Annotated in this window: 14 protein-coding genes; 5 read left to right on the forward strand and 9 right to left on the reverse strand. The window is 69.8% G+C overall.

Annotation, left to right across the window (positions count from 1 at the left end):
* Positions 1-143: 143 nt before the first annotated feature.
* Positions 144-1,178 carry a class II fructose-bisphosphatase gene (glpX, locus tag B086_RS0104320; protein WP_018565175.1) on the reverse strand — a complete coding sequence of 345 codons (1,035 nt, stop codon included), beginning with the start codon at positions 1,176-1,178 and terminating at the stop codon, positions 144-146.
* Between the two features lie 127 nt (positions 1,179-1,305).
* On the opposite strand from glpX, the gene B086_RS0104325 reads away from it, so the two are divergent.
* Positions 1,306-1,830 carry a DUF4245 domain-containing protein gene (locus tag B086_RS0104325; protein WP_018565176.1) on the forward strand — a complete coding sequence of 175 codons (525 nt, stop codon included), beginning with the start codon at positions 1,306-1,308 and terminating at the stop codon, positions 1,828-1,830.
* A gap of 31 nt (positions 1,831-1,861) precedes the next feature.
* Here the strand turns inward: B086_RS0104325 and B086_RS0104330 are convergent, their stop codons facing one another.
* Both B086_RS0104330 and xseA read right to left on the reverse strand, forming a co-directional pair.
* Complete coding sequence (locus B086_RS0104330) at positions 1,862-2,116, reverse strand: exodeoxyribonuclease VII small subunit (protein ID WP_018565177.1); 255 nt, start codon at positions 2,114-2,116, stop codon at positions 1,862-1,864.
* Positions 2,117-2,184: 68 nt separating this feature from the next.
* On the reverse strand, positions 2,185-3,447 hold the full coding sequence (gene xseA, locus B086_RS39095; RefSeq protein WP_051115757.1) for an exodeoxyribonuclease VII large subunit: 1,263 nt from the start codon (positions 3,445-3,447) through the stop codon (positions 2,185-2,187).
* 147 nt (positions 3,448-3,594) lie between these two features.
* Between xseA and B086_RS0104340 the strand changes: the two genes are divergently transcribed.
* Both B086_RS0104340 and ppgK read left to right on the forward strand, forming a co-directional pair.
* Positions 3,595-4,611 carry a 4-hydroxy-3-methylbut-2-enyl diphosphate reductase gene (locus tag B086_RS0104340; protein ID WP_086024154.1) on the forward strand — a complete coding sequence of 339 codons (1,017 nt, stop codon included), beginning with the start codon at positions 3,595-3,597 and terminating at the stop codon, positions 4,609-4,611.
* A gap of 62 nt (positions 4,612-4,673) precedes the next feature.
* Positions 4,674-5,426, forward strand: coding sequence for a polyphosphate--glucose phosphotransferase (gene ppgK / locus B086_RS0104345; RefSeq protein ID WP_018565180.1), 753 nt, complete (start codon positions 4,674-4,676; stop codon positions 5,424-5,426).
* A 53-nt stretch (positions 5,427-5,479) separates the two neighbouring features.
* Here ppgK and B086_RS46050 read toward each other — a convergent pair whose 3' ends face one another.
* The gene (locus tag B086_RS46050) at positions 5,480-5,911 is read right to left on the reverse strand and encodes a DUF6542 domain-containing protein (RefSeq protein ID WP_018565181.1); all 432 of its coding nucleotides are present in this window, start codon (positions 5,909-5,911) and stop codon (positions 5,480-5,482) included.
* A gap of 437 nt (positions 5,912-6,348) precedes the next feature.
* Here B086_RS46050 and ychF point away from each other — a divergent pair, with 437 nt between their 5' ends.
* The gene (gene ychF / locus B086_RS0104355) at positions 6,349-7,437 is read left to right on the forward strand and encodes a redox-regulated ATPase YchF (RefSeq protein WP_018565182.1); all 1,089 of its coding nucleotides are present in this window, start codon (positions 6,349-6,351) and stop codon (positions 7,435-7,437) included.
* Positions 7,438-7,532: 95 nt separating this feature from the next.
* Here ychF and B086_RS0104360 read toward each other — a convergent pair whose 3' ends face one another.
* Positions 7,533-11,057 carry an NB-ARC domain-containing protein gene (locus B086_RS0104360; RefSeq protein WP_234029243.1) on the reverse strand — a complete coding sequence of 1,175 codons (3,525 nt, stop codon included), beginning with the start codon at positions 11,055-11,057 and terminating at the stop codon, positions 7,533-7,535.
* Between the two features lie 101 nt (positions 11,058-11,158).
* Positions 11,159-11,479 carry a CPCC family cysteine-rich protein gene (locus B086_RS42540; protein ID WP_078530969.1) on the reverse strand — a complete coding sequence of 107 codons (321 nt, stop codon included), beginning with the start codon at positions 11,477-11,479 and terminating at the stop codon, positions 11,159-11,161.
* Positions 11,480-12,067: 588 nt separating this feature from the next.
* Here B086_RS42540 and B086_RS0104365 point away from each other — a divergent pair.
* Complete coding sequence (locus B086_RS0104365; protein ID WP_018565184.1) at positions 12,068-12,724, forward strand: hypothetical protein; 657 nt, start codon at positions 12,068-12,070, stop codon at positions 12,722-12,724.
* 58 nt (positions 12,725-12,782) lie between these two features.
* Here the strand turns inward: B086_RS0104365 and B086_RS0104370 are convergent, their stop codons facing one another.
* The 3 genes from B086_RS0104370 to B086_RS45275 all read right to left on the reverse strand — a co-directional run bounded on the left by B086_RS0104370 (position 12,783) and on the right by B086_RS45275 (position 17,124).
* Positions 12,783-14,663 carry a DUF2075 domain-containing protein gene (locus B086_RS0104370; RefSeq protein WP_018565185.1) on the reverse strand — a complete coding sequence of 627 codons (1,881 nt, stop codon included), beginning with the start codon at positions 14,661-14,663 and terminating at the stop codon, positions 12,783-12,785.
* Positions 14,664-14,773: 110 nt separating this feature from the next.
* Positions 14,774-16,831 carry a DUF2075 domain-containing protein gene (locus tag B086_RS0104375; RefSeq protein ID WP_106436009.1) on the reverse strand — a complete coding sequence of 686 codons (2,058 nt, stop codon included), beginning with the start codon at positions 16,829-16,831 and terminating at the stop codon, positions 14,774-14,776.
* Between the two features lie 164 nt (positions 16,832-16,995).
* A complete protein-coding gene (locus B086_RS45275) occupies positions 16,996-17,124 on the reverse strand; it encodes a DUF6408 family protein (protein WP_018565187.1) in 129 nt (42 codons plus the stop codon).
* Positions 17,125-17,389 lie beyond the last annotated feature (265 nt).

Genomic DNA, 17,389 nt, shown 5'->3' on the forward strand with positions numbered 1-17,389 from the left:
CTGTCGCGGCGGAGACCGTCCGGAGCGTGCGGTACGACTGCGGGGCGCCCCCTCCGCACCGGGAGCGCCCCCATGGCCGTGGACATGGCCGTACGCGCACGTGCGCCGGCCGCCGTCGACCGGCTGCCGCTGCTGCGCGCGGGCTACTTGGCGCGGTCGAAGTCGATCGCGCTGTACGCGCGCAGCTTGCTCAGCCGGTGCTCGGAGTCGATCCGGCGGACCGTGCCCGACTTGGAGCGCATCACGATCGAGTCGGTCGTCGCCGTCTCCGAGCGGTAGCGCACCCCGCGCAGCAGTTCGCCGTCGGTGATGCCGGTGGCGACGAAGAAGACGTTCTCGCCGGTGACCAGGTCCTCGGTGGTCAGCACCCGGTCGAGGTCGTGCCCGGCGTCCAGCGCCCGCTGCCGCTCATCGTCGTCCTTGGGCCACAGCTTGCCCTGGATGGTGCCGCCCAGGCACTTCACGGCGCACGCCGAGATGATGCCCTCGGGCGTGCCGCCGACGCCGAGCAGCAGGTCGATGCCGGTGCCGTCGCGCAGCGCCAGGATCGAACCGGCGACGTCACCGTCGGAGATCAGCTTGATCCGGGCCCCGGTCTCCCGGATCTCCCGGATGATGCCCTCGTGCCGCGGCCGGTCCAGGACGACCACGGTGACGTCCTCGGGCGTCGCCCGCTTGGCCTTGGCGACCCGTTTGATGTTCACCGACACCGGCGCGTCGATGTCGACGAAGTCGGCGGCCTCCGGGCCGGTGACCAGCTTGTCCATGTAGAAGACGGCGGACGGGTCGAACATGGCGCCGCGCTCGGTGGCGGCCAGTACCGCGATCGCGTTGTGCATGCCCTTGGCGGTCAGGGTGGTGCCGTCGATCGGGTCGACGGCGATGTCGACCTCCGGGCCGGTCCCGTCGCCCACGCGCTCCCCGTTGAAGAGCATCGGGGCCTCGTCCTTCTCCCCCTCGCCGATGACGACGACGCCGTTCATCGAGACGGTCGAGACGAGCGTGCGCATGGCGCGGACGGCCGCGCCGTCGGCACCGTTCTTGTCACCGCGCCCGACCCAGCGGCCCGCGGCCATCGCGGCGGCCTCGGTCACCCGGACCAGTTCGAGGGCGAGGTTGCGGTCGGGAGCTTCGGAGGGAACGTCGAGCTCGGACGGCAAGTGATGATGTTCGGTCATCGGAGCGCACCTTTCTGATACGACGACGGCCGGATGAGGGTTATGGCCATGACTCTATCCCCGGGTAGGCACTATGAGCAGGGGACCCCACGGATGAGCGCTGCGGGCACCTGCGACGATAGGGGGCGTGGCAGGCTCGAACGGCAAGCAGAAGACAGTCCGGGGCACGATCCTCACCCTGATCGTGATCGTGGCGACGGCGGCGGTCGCCTACCTCTTCGTCCCGCACGACGACCACGCCCCCGACATCAAGCGGGTCGACTACCGCGTGGAACTGATCACGGCACGCCGCGCCGCCTCCTACCCGGTGGCCGCGCCCGAGGGCCTGCCCGACACCTGGAAGGCCACCTCGGTCCGCTACCGCGCCGACGAGGGTGACCGCTGGCACCTCGGCTTCCAGGACCCCGACGGCCAGTACATCGCCGTCGAGCAGTCCACGGCCAAGCGCAAGGACTTCATCGACGACGCCAGCCAGGGCTCCCGGGCCACCAAGGTCACCCAGGAGATCGCCGGCCGCACCTGGACCCGGTACACCGGCGGCCGCTACGACGCCCTGGTCGACGAGGGCGCCAAGGGTGCCACCACGGTGGTCGCGGGCACCGCGTCCTTCGCCCAGCTCACGAAGATGGCGGAGGCGCTGAAGACGTCCTGACGGGGCGGGCGGGTGCGCTCTTCCGCGCGCGCTACTCCTCGTCGCCGTCCGCCGCGTCCGCGTCCTGGGCGGCCTCCTCCGCGAGGGCCGCGTCCAGCCGGGCGCGGGCGCCCTCCAGCCAGCGGCGGCAGGCCTTGGCCAGTTCCTCGCCGCGCTCCCACAGGGCGAGGGACTCCTCCAGGCTCGTCCCGCCCGCCTCCAGCCGCCGGACGACGTCGATCAGCTCGTCCCGCGCCTGCTCGTAGCCCAGCGCCTCGTCCGCCGGTGCCGCCGCTTCGCCCGTCATGTGTCCATCCCTGTCGGCTCGTCCCTGTTCATGGTTCATGGGGGGGTTCATACGGGTTCGTATGCCGCTCATCGGTCTGTGTCTGTGTCTGCGTCCGCGCCTGTGTCTGCGTCCGCGGCCGCGTCGACCCGTACCCGTACGGTGAACTCCCCTTCGGAGACCCGCGCGCGCAGGGTCTCGTCCGCCGTCACCTCGGCGGGATCGCGGACCACATGTCCGTCGGCGCGCTGGAGCACGGCGTACCCGCGCCGGAGCGTGGCGGCGGGGGAGAGGGCCACCACGCGCGCGCGGGTGTGCGCCAGCTCGGAGTCGGCGCGGTCCAGCAGATGCCGCAGGGTGCGCCGGCTCCGGTCGAGCAGCGCGGCCACCTGGTCCGCCCGCTCGTCGACCATGCGGTGCGGATCCTCCATGCACGGGCGCGCGAGCGCGTGCGCGAGCCCGCGCTCCTCGCGCTCGACGTGCGCCTGTACGCACCTGCGCGCCCGGTCGCGCAACTGCCGTACCCGCTCGGCCTCCTCGCCGACGTCCGGCACGACCTTCTTGGCGGCGTCGGTGGGCGTGGAGGCGCGCAGGTCGGCGACGTAGTCCAGCAGCGGAGTGTCCGGCTCGTGCCCGATCGCCGAGACGACGGGCGTACGGCAGGCGGCGACCGCGCGGACGAGCTGCTCGTCGGAGAAGGGCAGCAGATCCTCCACGCTGCCGCCGCCGCGCGCCACGACGATCACATCGACCTCGTCGAGCGCGTCCAGCTCCTTGACGGCCTGCACGACCTGCGGGACGGCGTGCACCCCCTGCACGGGCACGTTGCGCACCTCGAAGCGGACGGCGGGCCAGCGGTGCCGGGCGTTCTCCAGGACGTCCCGCTCGGCGGCGGAGGCCCGGCCGCACACCAGTCCGATCAACTGCGGAAGGAAGGGCAGCGGCTTCTTGCGGTCCGGCGCGAAAAGGCCCTCCGCCGTGAGGCTCTTCTTCAGCTGCTCCAGGCGGGCCAGCAGCTCGCCGACGCCGACCGGCCGTATCTCGGCGGCCCGCAGCGAGAGCTGCCCGCGCGGGGCGTACCACTCGGGCTTGGCGTGCACGACGACCCGGGCGCCCTCCCCGATGACGTCGGCGACCGCGTCGAACACCTCGCGGAAGCAGGTCACGCCGACGGAGATGTTGTACGACGGGTCGCGCAGCGTCAGGAAGACCACGCCCGCGCCCGGCCGCCGCGACAACTGCGTGATCTGCCCCTCGACCCACACCGCGCCGAGCCGGTCGATCCAGCCGCCGATGAGCCGGGAGACCTCGCCGACGGGCAGCGGAGCGCCGGGGGACGTGGAGAGAGCCATGCCCGCGAGCGTAACGGTCACCGCCGACACCGCCGGCATCACCGGCGCCACGGGGACGGTCCGCGCCCCCCCCGGCCCGCCGCCCGCCGCCCCGCCTCCCGGGCCGCGCACCCTCGGGATCTTCGGCGCGGCACGGACGGCCTTACGATGGGGGCCATGACTGCTACGTCTGGCCGCCGTGTCCTGCTCGCCGCCCCCCGGGGCTACTGCGCGGGTGTGGACCGCGCCGTGATCGCCGTCGAGAAAGCCCTGGAGCAGTACGGGGCTCCGGTGTACGTCCGGCACGAGATCGTCCACAACAAGTACGTCGTGCAGACCCTGGAGAAGAAGGGCGCGATCTTCGTCGAGCGGACGGAGGAGGTGCCGCCGGGCAACATCGTGATGTTCTCGGCGCACGGCGTGGCACCCGTCGTGCACGAGGAGGCCGCGCGCGGCCGGCTCGCCACCATCGACGCCACCTGCCCCCTGGTCACCAAGGTCCACAAGGAAGCCGTCCGCTTCGCCAACGAGGACTACGACATCCTCCTGATCGGCCACGAGGGCCACGAGGAGGTCATCGGCACCTCCGGCGAGGCGCCCGACCACATCACGCTCGTCGACGGGCCCGAGGACGTGGCGAAGGTCGAGGTGCGCGACCCGTCGCGGGTGGTGTGGCTCTCGCAGACCACGCTCTCCGTCGACGAGACGATGGAGACGGTCGACGCCCTCAAGGAGAAGTTCCCGCAGCTCATCTCGCCGCCCAGCGACGACATCTGCTACGCCACGCAGAACCGCCAGCTCGCCGTCAAGCAGATGGGCGCCGAGGCGGACCTCGTCATCGTGGTCGGCTCGCGCAACTCCTCCAACTCCAAGCGCCTGGTGGAGGTCGCCAAGCTCGCGGGCGCGGACCAGGCGTACCTGGTGGACTTCGCCGACGAGATCGACGAGTCCTGGCTGGAGGGCGTCAGCACGGTCGGCGTGACCTCGGGCGCCTCGGTGCCGGAGATCCTGGTCGAGCAGGTGCTCGAATGGCTCGGCGCGCGCGGCTTCGAGGACGTGGAGATCGTCAAGGCGGCCGAGGAGTCCATCATCTTCTCGCTGCCCAAGGAGCTGCGCCGGGATCTGCGCGAGGAGGCGGCGACCCTGGCGGCCGAGCGCGGCGGCTCGGGCGCGTCGGAGGGCTGAGGGCCGTCCAGGGCCCCTCAGGGCGGCACGTGACTGTCGGTGGCGCGTCGTAACGTGGTGCCATGCAGATCTTCGGTGTGGACATCGGCGGTTCGGGGATCAAGGGCGCCCCGGTGGACCTGGACAAGGGTGACCTGGCCCAGGAGCGCCACAAGGTGCTCACCCCGCGACCGGCGACGCCCGACGGGGTGGCCGACGGCGTCCGGGAGGTCGTCGCCCACTTCGGCTGGACCGGCCCGGTCGGCCTGACGTTCCCGGGCGTGGTCACCGGCGGCGCCACCGTCCGTACGGCGGCCAACGTCGACAAGAGCTGGATCGACACCGACGCGCGCGCGTTGTTCGGCGACCGGCTGGGCGGCCTCCCGGTGACGGTGGTCAACGACGCGGACGCGGCGGGCGTCGCCGAGATGCACTTCGGCGCGGGCCAGGGCCGCAGGGGCACGGTGATCCTGCTGACCTTCGGCACCGGCATCGGCAGCGCGGTCTTCGTCGACGGCGTCCTCGTCCCCAACACCGAGCTGGGCCACCTGGAGCTGGACGGCCACGAGGCGGAGAAGCGGGCCTCCAGCAAGGCCAAGGAGGACCACGACCTGTCCTGGGAGCACTGGGGTCACCGCGTCCGCGCGTACCTCGCCCATGTGGAGATGCTCTTCTCCCCCGAGCTGTTCATCATCGGCGGCGGCGTCAGCCGCAAGTCCCACAAGTTCCTGCCCTACCTGGACGGCATCCGCGCGGAGATCGTCCCGGCCCGCCTCCAGAACAACGCGGGCATCGTGGGGGCGGCGATGCGGGCGGGGGAGAGCGGGGCGGCGTAGCGGCTCCCCGCACGGCCCGGCGGCACCGGTCACCCGTCTACCGACCCACCGGTCTACCGGCGGGTGCGGCCCCGCACGCGGGCGGACACGGACGGTGCCGACGGGGACGGCGCCGGGGACGAGGCCGCTGGCCGGGACCGCTGCCGGGACCGGGCCGGGGCGGCGGCACCGCGCGCGGCCCCTCGTGCGGCACCGCGCCGTACGAGCGCGACGACCCCTGCGAGCAGCGTGCCGCCGTACAGCCATAGGGCCTGGGTGGCGAGGCCGGTCACCAGACCCGTCAGCATGCCGAGGACACCGCTGCCGCCGTCGGCCACGGGCAGCAGGCCCACGGTGAAGCCGAGGGGCGCCACCACGGGCGCGGTCAGCACGTCGCCCGGACGCATCCAGAACGCGGTGAGGACGCACACGGGCAGGAACAGCACGCCGTAGACGGCCGGCGAACCGCCCAGCAGCAGCGCGTCCAGGCAGCCGAGCACGAGCATGGCCGCACCGCAGAAGAGCCCGCCCCCGAGACCGGTCAGCCGGGGGTTCGGCGACTGCCGCAGCCGCCGCACGAGGGCGGCCGGGCCGTGGAGGCCCGGCCCGGCGGCAGGGCGCGGCGCCCGCGCGGCCCGGCCGGGCCCGCGCCCTCCTGCCCGCTCCGGGTGGGGAGCGCCGGGGCGGCCCCGGGCTCCTTGTCCGGGCAGGGGCGGCCTGCCGCGTCGCGGTCCGTGCTGCTGGGGTCGCGTCCTGGGTTGCTCCACTGGTCCAACCTAGGTCTGTTTATGTGTTGAATAGGCCGTTTGACACGCCGCACGGCCCGGCGGGACGGGACACCGGCCAAGCGTTCGAACCGCCGCGAGGGGCGGGGCGCCGCACGCCGTAGACTGGTGGATCGGCCGCCTGGCCCCCAGTCTCCTCACGTACGGGAAGTCGCAACGTGTCGCTCACGATCGGAATCGTCGGTCTGCCGAACGTCGGCAAGTCGACCCTGTTCAACGCCCTGACCAAGAACGACGTGCTCGCGGCCAACTACCCGTTCGCCACCATCGAGCCCAACGTCGGTGTCGTGGGCGTCCCGGACGGTCGCCTCGCCCAGCTCGCCTCGATCTTCAAGTCGGAGCGGATCCTCCCGGCCACCGTCGACTTCGTCGACATCGCCGGCATCGTGCGCGGTGCCAGCGAGGGCGAGGGCCTGGGCAACAAGTTCCTCGCGAACATCCGCGAGTCGGACGCGATCTGTCAGGTCATCCGCGCGTTCAAGGACGAGAACGTCGTCCATGTGGACGGCAAGGTCTCGCCCAAGGACGACATCGAGACGATCAACACCGAGCTGATCCTCGCCGACCTCCAGACCATCGAGAAGGTCCTGCCCCGCCTCCAGAAGGAGTCGCGGATCAAGAAGGACGTCGCCCCGAAGGTGAAGGCCGTCGAGGAGGCCCAGGCGATCCTGGAGAAGGGCGACACGCTCTTCTCCCAGGGCATCCTCCAGGGCACCGAGCGCGCGGAGCTGCTGCACGACCTCCACCTGCTCACCACCAAGCCCTTCCTCTACGTCTTCAACGTCGACGAGGACGAGCTGACCGACGAGGACTTCAAGAACGAGCAGCGCGCCCTGGTCGCCCCCGCCGAGGCGATCTTCCTCAACGCCAAGCTGGAGGCGGACCTCGCCGAGCTGGACGAGGAGGAGGCCCTGGAGCTGCTGGAGTCCGTCGGCCAGCACGAGCCGGGCCTCGCCACCCTCGCCCGCGTCGGCTTCACCACCCTCGGCCTCCAGACCTACCTGACGGCGGGCCCCAAGGAATCCCGCGCCTGGACCATCAAGAAGGGCGCCACCGCCCCCGAGGCCGCCGGTGTCATCCACACCGACTTCCAGAAGGGCTTCATCAAGGCCGAGGTCATCTCCTTCACCGACCTCCTCGAAACCGGCTCGGTGGCCGAAGCCCGAGCCAAGGGCAAGGCCCGCATGGAGGGCAAGGAGTATGTGATGCAGGACGGGGATGTGGTGGAGTTCCGCTTCAACGTCTGATCGCGTACCGAGAGACGGCCTGGCCTGCGACGATGCAGGTCAGGCCGACGTGCTGTCCGCACCAGTCCGCAGAACCCAGCCTGGGTGAGTCGTTCTCAGTCACACAGACCGATGTCGGCGGCCAGGGCGGCGGAAGCGGCGAGTACTCGCGCAAAGCTGGCTACAGCTGCCTTGTCCAGGTGCTCAATCGCCCCACGGAGGTGCTCCTCCCAGTCGAGGCGGAACTCGTAAGCGAGTAGGTATCCCTCTCGGTGGGTGGCCGGGCTGACGCCGAGCAGGGCGTTCAAATCGGGCGCCGGAAAGACTACGGGGGATCGGAAGATCTCGCGCTCCGCAGCACCCGGGGCGAGCCGGCTCTGGCCGATCAGGAGGGCCGGGTCCACCAACCGTGCTGCTTCCTCGCACCAGACGGTTACGTGCCCCCGGACCTCCCCCTTCTGTGTGACCACGGGCGGAAGCCCCCAGTCCGGCAGGTCGACCGATCTGCCATCGCTCCGGGACACCCGCAGCGCCGTAGGGATCAGTCGGCACTCCAGCCCCAAGGAACGTAGGGCGGCGCTGAATGCCAGCACGAGGAAGACAGGAGAGGGCGCCGCTTGCCCACCTAGGTGATAAGAAGCGGCCCCAAGCAGGCTATAAAGCGAGCGCGCATCGAGTGGAACAGCCCGGGCGAGAGCTACGGCGTTGTGCCAGGGGTATTCGGCTATCGGATACGTTCCACTGCCCCCCGATGGCGGCAACGGAAAGCGAGCAGGCCCCTCCAGGGCCAACGTTTCGGAAGGCTCGTCGTGGAGATCCTCTTCACGCAGCTCCAGGAACTGACGGGCTGTGACCGCAAGCGGTACGTGACCCCGCCCCGCGGCCTCGAACAGCTCGAGGCTCTCTCGCATCAGGGCGCGGCTCAGCTCCAGGTCACCGTCTGGATGCCCCAGAAGGTATCGGGTCCAGGCGAGCACAGCGCGTCGGTGCGGGACATGGGCCAGTACGTCCGGTCCGGCTTCGGTGTGTGCCACAAGCAGCGCCTCAGCCTGGTCGATCAACAACCCTGCGGCTTGCAGGATCCAGGCATCAACGGGCAGTCCCTTCTTCTGCCTATGGAGGCTGCCCACCATCAGGGCGTGGGCCGCGTCCACCATATGGTCCGCGTGGTGGCGCATGATGTTCACGGCTTCCCGCTCGGCGGGCTCGGGGATTCCCGCAGTGACAGCAAGGGCCTCCTCCAGCCGACCCGTGGATGCCTTGACGATGGCGTCCAGGAAGCGCAGTTCCGCACTCTTCTCGGCGTCTGCCGGAGCCGCTGCCTTGGCCTGGTCGATGGCCATAGCCGCGTCGTCCCAGTTCTGGAGCCACACGAGCGACTGCACCTGTTCCAACCGGATCCCCAAGGCAGTCGAGGGAGTCACATCCTCGCGCTGCAGAACCGCCTCGAGCCTGGCGTTGGCGCGGGCGAAGTCAGCGAAGCGGTCCGTTGCCACTGCTGCGCGCATGTGGGAGACGTGGGCCAACAGCAGATGCTCGACGCCTTCGGCGTCGAGGGCGCCCATGCCTTCCAACAGAGTCCAGGCAACCTGTGCCGCCTGCGCGCCCTCATCGAACCGCGACTGGTTTATCAAGCACTGGGCCAGTGTCGTCATCGTGGCGGCTCGCCGGTAGACGGGATCGTCGATTGCCTCTTGGCCGACGTGCTCCGCGATTGTCAGAGCCTCACGCAACAGTCCCTCGCTGCGCGCCAGATCACCATGGATGTTTGAGATCGCTCCTGCAACATTGGACAGCAGGGCCACGGTGTTGGTGTCCGCGTGGCCGCTGCTCGTTACGCAGTGCGCCACATGAACTGCATGCTCGATCAGGGTGGCGGCCTCGGCCCATGAGTGCTGTTTCTGGCAGTCCACCAGTCGCTTCACCAGCTCGTACTGGAAGCGTCCTTGCATCGCCTTGACGGCCTCGCTGTCCATCATCGCGCGGATAACTTCCTGGACGATGCGGTGGATTGCAAGGAATCCGTCTCGGGGGTCGACCAGGGAGAATCTACGCAGCTCCGCCACAGCTCGGTAGACGGCGGATCCGGTCGGCAGATCGAGTGTCGCGAGATGGAGCGGAATGAAGTCTGGGGCGAGCAGGGCGCAGCGGGCGAGCAGCGCAGCGGGGAGATGCTGTCCCAGGTCGTCGGACGAGTGCAGTGCCTGATCGAGTACCCGTTTCACGCTGAGGGTGACCGCCGCGGTCAGCGTCGCGCCCTCCCGGTAGTCGAGCGGTACGAAGCCTCGGTCGTCGAGCAACTGGGCGCGACAGTCCGCGAGTTCAGTCAGGTAGACACCGACTGGGCATTGGGTCGCCGCGATGTAGCCGATGGCCTGGGCGATGCCGAGCGGGATTCCCTCCACTGCGTTGACCAGTGCGGATGCCTCGGACTCGCAGATATGTGGCAGCCGTTCTCCAGCCCAGACAGTGGCCTCCTCGGCCGTCATCCGTTCAACGACTAGCCCGCCGTCCGCCGCAGCCCAGGCCGAGTCGCGGGTGGTGACCAACACATGCGCGCCCTCGCAGGTCGGCAGCAGACCTTGCAGCTGCTCCTGGTCCGCGACGTTGTCGTAGACGAGCAACAGCCTGGAGCCTAGGTGCGCTAGTCGAAGGCCGACCTGAGTGAGGATCTCTATGTCGGTGGCTGGCCCGGTGTCCTGCCGCTCCTCGGCGACCATCCGCCGATACGCGGCGATGACGTCCTCCCTGGTGTCGGACGGGATCCACCAGACAAAGTCGTACTGGTCTCGGTGTCGGTGGGCATACAGCCGTGCGATGCTCGATTTGCCGATCCCGCCGAGTCCGGACACGACCACCCGGGGTGTCCCAGCATCGGGCTCTTTACTGAATCGTTCCCTGAGCGTTGCCAGCTCCCTGCTCCGACCGCGCACACCGGCAGCCGAAGGGACCTCACGGAAGAGCGCATGGCCGGGCCCGGGCAGCTTGACCGCCTCGGCCGCAGGCGTGCCACGGCGTCCGCGCAGGAGGCTCGGAAGCTCGGCCAACCGGAACGTGCGCCTGCCGAGCAGGTGGTCCCCGGACCACTGAAACATCCTCACAAACAGCGCGTCGATCGTGCTGTCGATGTCCTCCGCAGCCATGGCGACGGGTGACAGTCGCAGCAGCTCCAACCGGGCCTGGTCGAGGATCTGCTCCCACGGTCCGATCCGGGTATCGATCTCCAACTGGCGGAGTAAGGCGTGGTCGTTTACGGACAGCCCGATCGAGGTCGGCGCTTCGCCCTTGCACTCTGCCAGCCATTTGTCAGGGTCCGGCATAGACCGGGCACGTGCCACCGCGTTCCGCAGGGCATGTCCCGACGAGTGCACGGGAGCGTCCGAGAGGAACCGCAGCACCGCCGTGCCTTCGGGATCTGCAGAGCCCCAGCGTCTAGCCAGCCGTATCAGTTCCGGACCTGACCATGAGCCCGGCTCGACGCGGGTCTTCGCCTGTGCCAGCAGCAGCGGCCGTCCCTGCGCGTCGCGTACTTCGAAGTCGATGGCCTCGTCGGCGCCCTCGACCCGGAAGGTCTCGGCCTCCGGGTACTCCTCCGGAGTGCGGATGAGCTGCAGAATGGCGCACGCCGTCTGGAAACTCATGCCCCGTGCCGTATCGACTCCGCCCATATGGCGATTCCCCCTTGGCCTCGGTTTCGCCCTCCAGCATGCAGGACACCACTGACAGCCCGTGTCGCAACCGTTCACAAACCGCCACGTAGCCGTCCCCCACGCACGGGATCAGCCGTTGGTGAAGTCGCATTGGAGGTCAGTCCAGCGGTGCTGGTCGGCGGGGGTGTGGCTGGGGTGGCCGAGGCGTCCTGCGCCCTTGACCCACTCGTCCCAGAGGCCGTCGGGCGGACGTACTGCCGCCCGTGCTGATCGCAGGCGCCGAAGTCCTGCTCGTTGCGCTGGGCCTCGATCAGGGAGACCTTGTTCGCCCCTCCGGCTATGGTCGGCCACCGGAACTGGGCCCCGTCGTCCTCCCAGAAACAAACGGGACAGATCTCGTACGAGCCGGGCATGTCGTCGAATATGCGGTGCCCGCAGCACGGGCAGGGGTAAGAAGTCGTTCACCTGTGCAGTTTCGTCGCAGGTCCCGCCGGTGTGCCATGGACTGCTCTGCCTCGGCACACCCGACCGGTCCGCATCCAGTCCGCAGGACACCCGAAGACGGTCGTCGGGAGCCAACGCACACTAACGAGGAATCCCAGGTCGGGATCAGTCCGCAGACATTCCGGTTCAACGTCTGATCCGTACGGCGGAAAGCCCCCTGACCTGTGGCGGAGCGGCTGCGCCCGGTTGGGCCACGGGCGGGTGTGGGTGTCCGGCGTCGTGGCCGGTCGGTGTGGGCGAGGCGCTCGGCGAGGTCGTCGTCCCGGACTCGCTGTGCTTGATCGGCGGACTGGCGTGGTGGAGCCGGTGCTCCGCGGGGACGGTTGCGACGGACGGGATGAGGCCCCGGTCCGTCGCAACCGTCCCCGCGCTGGTCTGCGCGAGGGGATGCCGCCCTCGTCGTCGCCTAGGGCGAGGCAGGACGCGTCGGCAGTGTCGGCAGTAGGGAGGGCGGTCCTCTCCGATCGATCCTCGTTCTCCCGCGATACGGTGCTGTCATGTCTCGATCAGTCGAAAAGGGTTCAATCCCGTCTCCCGTCACCGCGGACGACGTCGACCTTGCCGTGCGGCTCGCCGTGGGCGTCCTGCGGGACGTACCCCCGGAGGGGTGGGACGGGAGGGCTGGTTCGCTGGAGTGGGACTGCTGGGAGACCGTCGAGCACCTCGCCGACGACCTCTTCTACTACGCCGTCCAACTGGGGCCGCAGAGCCCGCCGCTGGACACCCACGTGCCTTTCGCGTTGAGCCGGAAGAGGCCGGAAGGACCTGTGGTCTTCGTCTACGCGGACCGTGACGCGGGTCCGGCCGGCCTGCTGCAAGTGCTGGAGGCGTGTGGCGCGCTGCTGGCCGCCATGGTGCGTACGACGCCGCCCCAGGTCCGCGCCCATCATGCCGCGGGGGTGTCGGACCCCGAAGGCTTCGCGGCGTTGGGGCTACAGGAAACGCTGGTGCACCTGCACGATGTGGCCGAGGGGCTCGGGCTCGACTGGACCCCGCCCTCCGCCCTCTGCTCCCGGGTGCTCGCCCGTCTGTTCCCCGAAGCTCCGGGCGGTGCGGATCCCTGGCTCACCCTGCTGTGGGCCACCGGCCGCGCCGAACTGCCGGGGCACCCTCGGCTCACCACGTGGCGCTCGGACAGCACAGTACGGTCGTGAGCCGGGCTCCCATCCGGCTGCGCAGTTCGGTGAGGGAATGGGGCTGGGTGCGCCGTCCTCAGACGTTCGTGAGACTCAGCGGCGCGCCCGCCAGCGCGCGCAGCCTTTCGCGGGTCTCGGGGTCGGTCGAGTACACCACGGTGCCGATCATGCCCCGCGTCAGAAGCACCTTGTAGGTGTTGCGGATCAGCTGGTCCACGTCCGCGTCCGGGGTCGACTTCTTGAAGGCCGGATCCTTGGACGCGGTGCGGTCGGTGACCCATTGGTCCCCGCGCCACACCAGATCGGGGCCGATGATGACGCCGCTCCAGTCGTACTCGAAGCCCTGCGCCGTGTACACGCAGCCCACCTGCCCGAACCCGGCCGGGTCGGTCGCCCAGAGTGCGGCCGGCGGTGCGCCGGCGACGGCGCGGTCACCGAAGACGTTCCAGGGGCGCGCCCACTCGCCGATGACGACGTCAGCGGGGAGCGCCTGACCGGGCGGCACCTTCTTCGTCCACTTCCAGCAATAGCCCGCGGACATACGGGCACCGTAACCGTGCGCGCGCTGCTCGTGGAGGAACGCCTCCAGCTCCTGCGGGCTCTCCGCGACCATCAGGCGCATCTTGTCGTCGGGTTCCCAGATCAGGGGTCCGCCGGGCTCGAGGCCCAGCAGCCGCACCACCCACCGCAGATAGGCGTCGCTGCCACCGCACCGGAACTGGCTGTCCAGCGGCACCACCTGGCACCGGAGCCCCTTCCGCGCGGCGGCCGCCTCGATCTCCGCGACCGTGCCCATCTCCCCGGGGCGGACGACCTGATGCTCGTCCAGCAGAAAGACCGGGACGCGCGCCGCGTCGATGAGTTCCTCGATCTGCGGCTTGCCGGTGCGGTTCGCCGCCGACGTGTAGCGGTTGGCCGACGTCTCCCGCATGCGGTGCGCCTCGTCGCAGATCAGTACATCGAGGCCGTTGCGCTCGGCGGTCATGAAGCTGTTGAAGTACTTGAAAAGGTCTTTGACCTCGCGCTTCCGGGCGCCCGCGACCTTCCTCATCGTCGTCGTGAACGAACTGGAGCCCGTGGCGTGCAGCGCGGGGATGTTCTGCCGGTACAGCTCTCCGAGGAGCGAGAGGGCGATGACGCTCTTGCCGGTGCCCGGCCCGCCGGTGACGACCACGACCTCCTTGTGGTCGGCCCGCTTGGCGCGGTGGACGGCGTTGAGGACCTTGCGGTACGCGACCTTCTGTTCGTCCAGCAGCACGAACTGCTCGCGCTCGCGCACCTCTTGGGCGGCCACTGCCATGAGCTGCTTGGACGGACCGATCTTCCCGTCCAGGAGTTCGTCCGCGGCCGACGCGCCGGACCCGGTCCCCAGCTTCGACCGGAGGAAGTCCAGGAACTCGCCCCGTCGCGCGCCGATGAAGAGCCGGCCGTACTGGTCCTGCTCGGCTTCGAAGAGCCCGCTGACGCCGAACTCGGTGGCGTTGTGCAGATACGCGGCGCCGCTGAGCCGTTCCGGGTGGCCGGAGAGGGCTCCGTTGAAGGAGGCGAGGTACTGGCAGTAGCCGCGCACCTGATCGACGGGGTTCAGTACCGCGCGGGCGTAGGAGTCGAGGCGGCACAGTGTCGGATCGTCGTCGTCCGGTTCGGCGCTGCTCCACTGCTTCAGTTCCACGACGACGTACGAGGGCCGGCCGGTGTCGGGGTGGACACCGGCCAGCACGGCGTCGGCCCGCTTGCTGTTCAGCGGGAGCCCGTACTCCAGGAGCATCTCCACCTGGCCGAGCCCCGAGTCGTTGAGCGCGCTCGCCAGCACCGGAATGCTGCGCTCCCACGAGCGGACCTCGGACGCACCGGGCTTGTGGCCGTGCACGTGCACGAACTGCTCCGTCAGGCGGAGGAAGAGCGAACCGGAGAGGCACTCGGCGGCGACCGCGGCGGCGGAGTCGCGGAACAGCAAGGAAGGCTCCCGGGCAGCACGAAGGGACTCGTGCGGGTGGGGGCATGTCCTCGATGACTCCGCCAGGCGGAGCGGAAGCCCGGCGGGCCGCAGCTACGACGGACCCCAGGCTACCCGTGACGTCTGCGGTAGGCAGGAGGCAGATGTGCTCCTTCGACGGTGAGCCTCGGCCGGCTGCCGTCGTGGTTCTGCATGCCGATGGATCCGGGGATGAGCCTGCGCAGTTCGGCCTGGGCGGCAGGATCGACCGCGTACACCACGGTGCCGACGACACCGCGAGTGAGGAGCACGTGGTACGCGTTGCGGACACAGCGGTCGACGTCGTCGTCGCTGACCGGGCCGCGGAAGGCCGGATCGTGGGACGCGCTCCGCTCCACCGTGAACCTGCCGTCGCGGAACACCAGGTCGGGGCCGATGATGACGCCGTTCCAGTCGTACTCGAATGTCTGTGCCGTGTAGACGCATCCGATCTGTCCGATGCCGCGGGGGTCGGTGGACCACAGATCCGACCTCGGCGCGTCCGGCACGCTGTGCTGCGGCTTGACGTTCCACGGCATGCGCCACTCACCGATGACCACGTCGTCGACGAGCCGGTCCCCGTCCGGTTTGCTCCACGGCCAGCAGAAGCCCGCGGTGATGCGTGCGGTGGCGCCCTCGAAGCCGCGTTCCCGGATGAACTGCTGCAGTTGCGCGGGGGAGTCCGCGACGGCGAGGGTCATCCGTCCGTCCGGCTGCCAGGCCACGGGATCGGGAGTGGGCAGTCCGAGCAGTTGCTGGACCCACTGCTGGTACCGCTTGCTGCCGCCCGCCCGGAACGTCCCTTCGAGATCGGTCACCTCGACCAGACAGCCGCTGTCCTCGGCGAGTTGTCTGAGGTAGTCCGCGGTGCCCACCTCGTCCGGGCGGATCGACTGGTGGTCGTCGAGCAGGAAGATCGGCACTCGGGCGGCCCTGATCAATTCCGCCGCCTGCGGCCGCTCGTCGTCCCGGAGATCCTTCGGCGTCCACCGGTCGGTCGAGTTGCGCCGCATACGGTGCGCCTCGTCGCAGATGAGGACGTCGACGCTGTCCTCGCCGGCGTCGGCGAAGCTGTTGAAATACTGGTAGAGCCTGCCGGCCGCTCTGCGTCTGGCCGCCAGTCGTCCCTGGCGTGCCGTACTGATCATGATCTCCCGCAGCGTCTCCGTGTAGGCGTGGGAACCACTGGCCAGCACGGCCTCACGTCTTTCGAGCCCCAGGGCGCGCTGCAGTTCCAGTGCCACGGCGCTCTTCCCGCTGCCGGGACCGCCCCGGAGGATGAAGACGCGTTTGCGGTCGGAGCGGGCGGCCGTCCCGGGCGCGGTGTCGGAGCCGTAGAACAGCCCGACGTCGGAACCGGTCTTGGGCGCGGTCTTCTCCAGGTGCCGGGTGATCAGGTCGAACGCGAGGTACTGCTCGTCGAGAAGCGTGAGACCGCCACCGGTGACGGACCGCTGCCGCGCCACATCGGTGACCTTGAGCAGCGGATCACGGCGGTCCTCCTCCAGCGCCGTCGCGGCGCGTTTCCCGGAGGCGGGAGAGAACCTCGCTGTGAGGGCCCGGCGGAACCGGTCCAGGTCGTCGAGGGTGTAGAGGAAGCCGTGACGGCTCTCCGGGAGGTCGAACAGTGCCTCCACGTCGGCGTCGCGCGCGTTGTGCAGCAGTGCCACGCCCGTCAGCCGGTCGTCGTCCACGCGGAGATGGGGCAGATAGCGCACCATGTATTCGCAGTAGCGCTGGATCTGGCGGACCGGGTGCAGTTTGTTCTTCCCGTCACCGAAGCCGAGGTCGACGGCGATGGGGCACCGGGGGTCCACAGTGGCGTGGCGCACCTGCTTCAGCTCCACGGCGAGGTACATGTCCGAACCCGTTCCCGGCTGTCTGCCGCAGAGCACCAGGTCGACCGCGGAGTTGGTGTGCGGCAGATCGACCTCGATCTGTACCTCGACCTCGTCGAGGCCGCAGTCCAGCAGGGCTCTGACGACTACGGGAATGCTGTTGTTCCAGGAATCGATGTTGCTCCTGTCGGCTGCTTTCCCCTTGATGTCGGCATGCGCCTCGATCAGTTTCTCCGTGAGCGGCAGACGTGCTGATCCGGCCGGTGCGGTGACGAGGCGTCCGAGTTCGGCCGCGGACATTTGCAGAAGCACGAAGGTTCCCCAGGCACGAGAGAGATCGTGCGGGTGGGGGCATGTCCTTGAGTGCTCCGCGGGGCGGAGGGGGAAGCCCGGCGGGCCGCGAGGTCGCTTCGTAGCGTAACGGCGGTCCGGGCAGGGGTGAGGGCGGGCCCTGGGGGCCCGCCCGCCGCCCGGCGTCAGCCGAGGCGGTGCACTACGGCCTGCGTCAGCGCCCACACCAGGTTCGAGCCGAGGCTCGCCATGATGCCCACCAGGACATCACGAACCCAGATGCGGTGCTTCGGCGTGTACTCGACGGCAGCCATAGAAACGCGTCCCCTTCGGTTGTTACCGGTGACGGACGCCTGGTGGCTCCCGCCGGGAGCGCTCCTTGGGGCCGCGTCACCCAACCGGAAGGGCCGGGGTCTCGCAGGTCGTCGCCCGTACCCTCCGAGGAGGAGGCGCGATGCGGGAAAACGCTAACCCATTCCCGGGTGGCCCGGTCAAGGAGTTAACGCCTCGAGTGCCCCGCTGGCTCGGCCGAGCGGCCCCCAGCCCGGCGACGGAAGGGGCCCGGCGCCGGGCCGAACG

The sequence above is a fragment of the Streptomyces sp. PsTaAH-124 genome, from assembly GCF_000373685.1.
Lineage (GTDB): Bacteria > Actinomycetota > Actinomycetes > Streptomycetales > Streptomycetaceae > Streptomyces > Streptomyces andamanensis.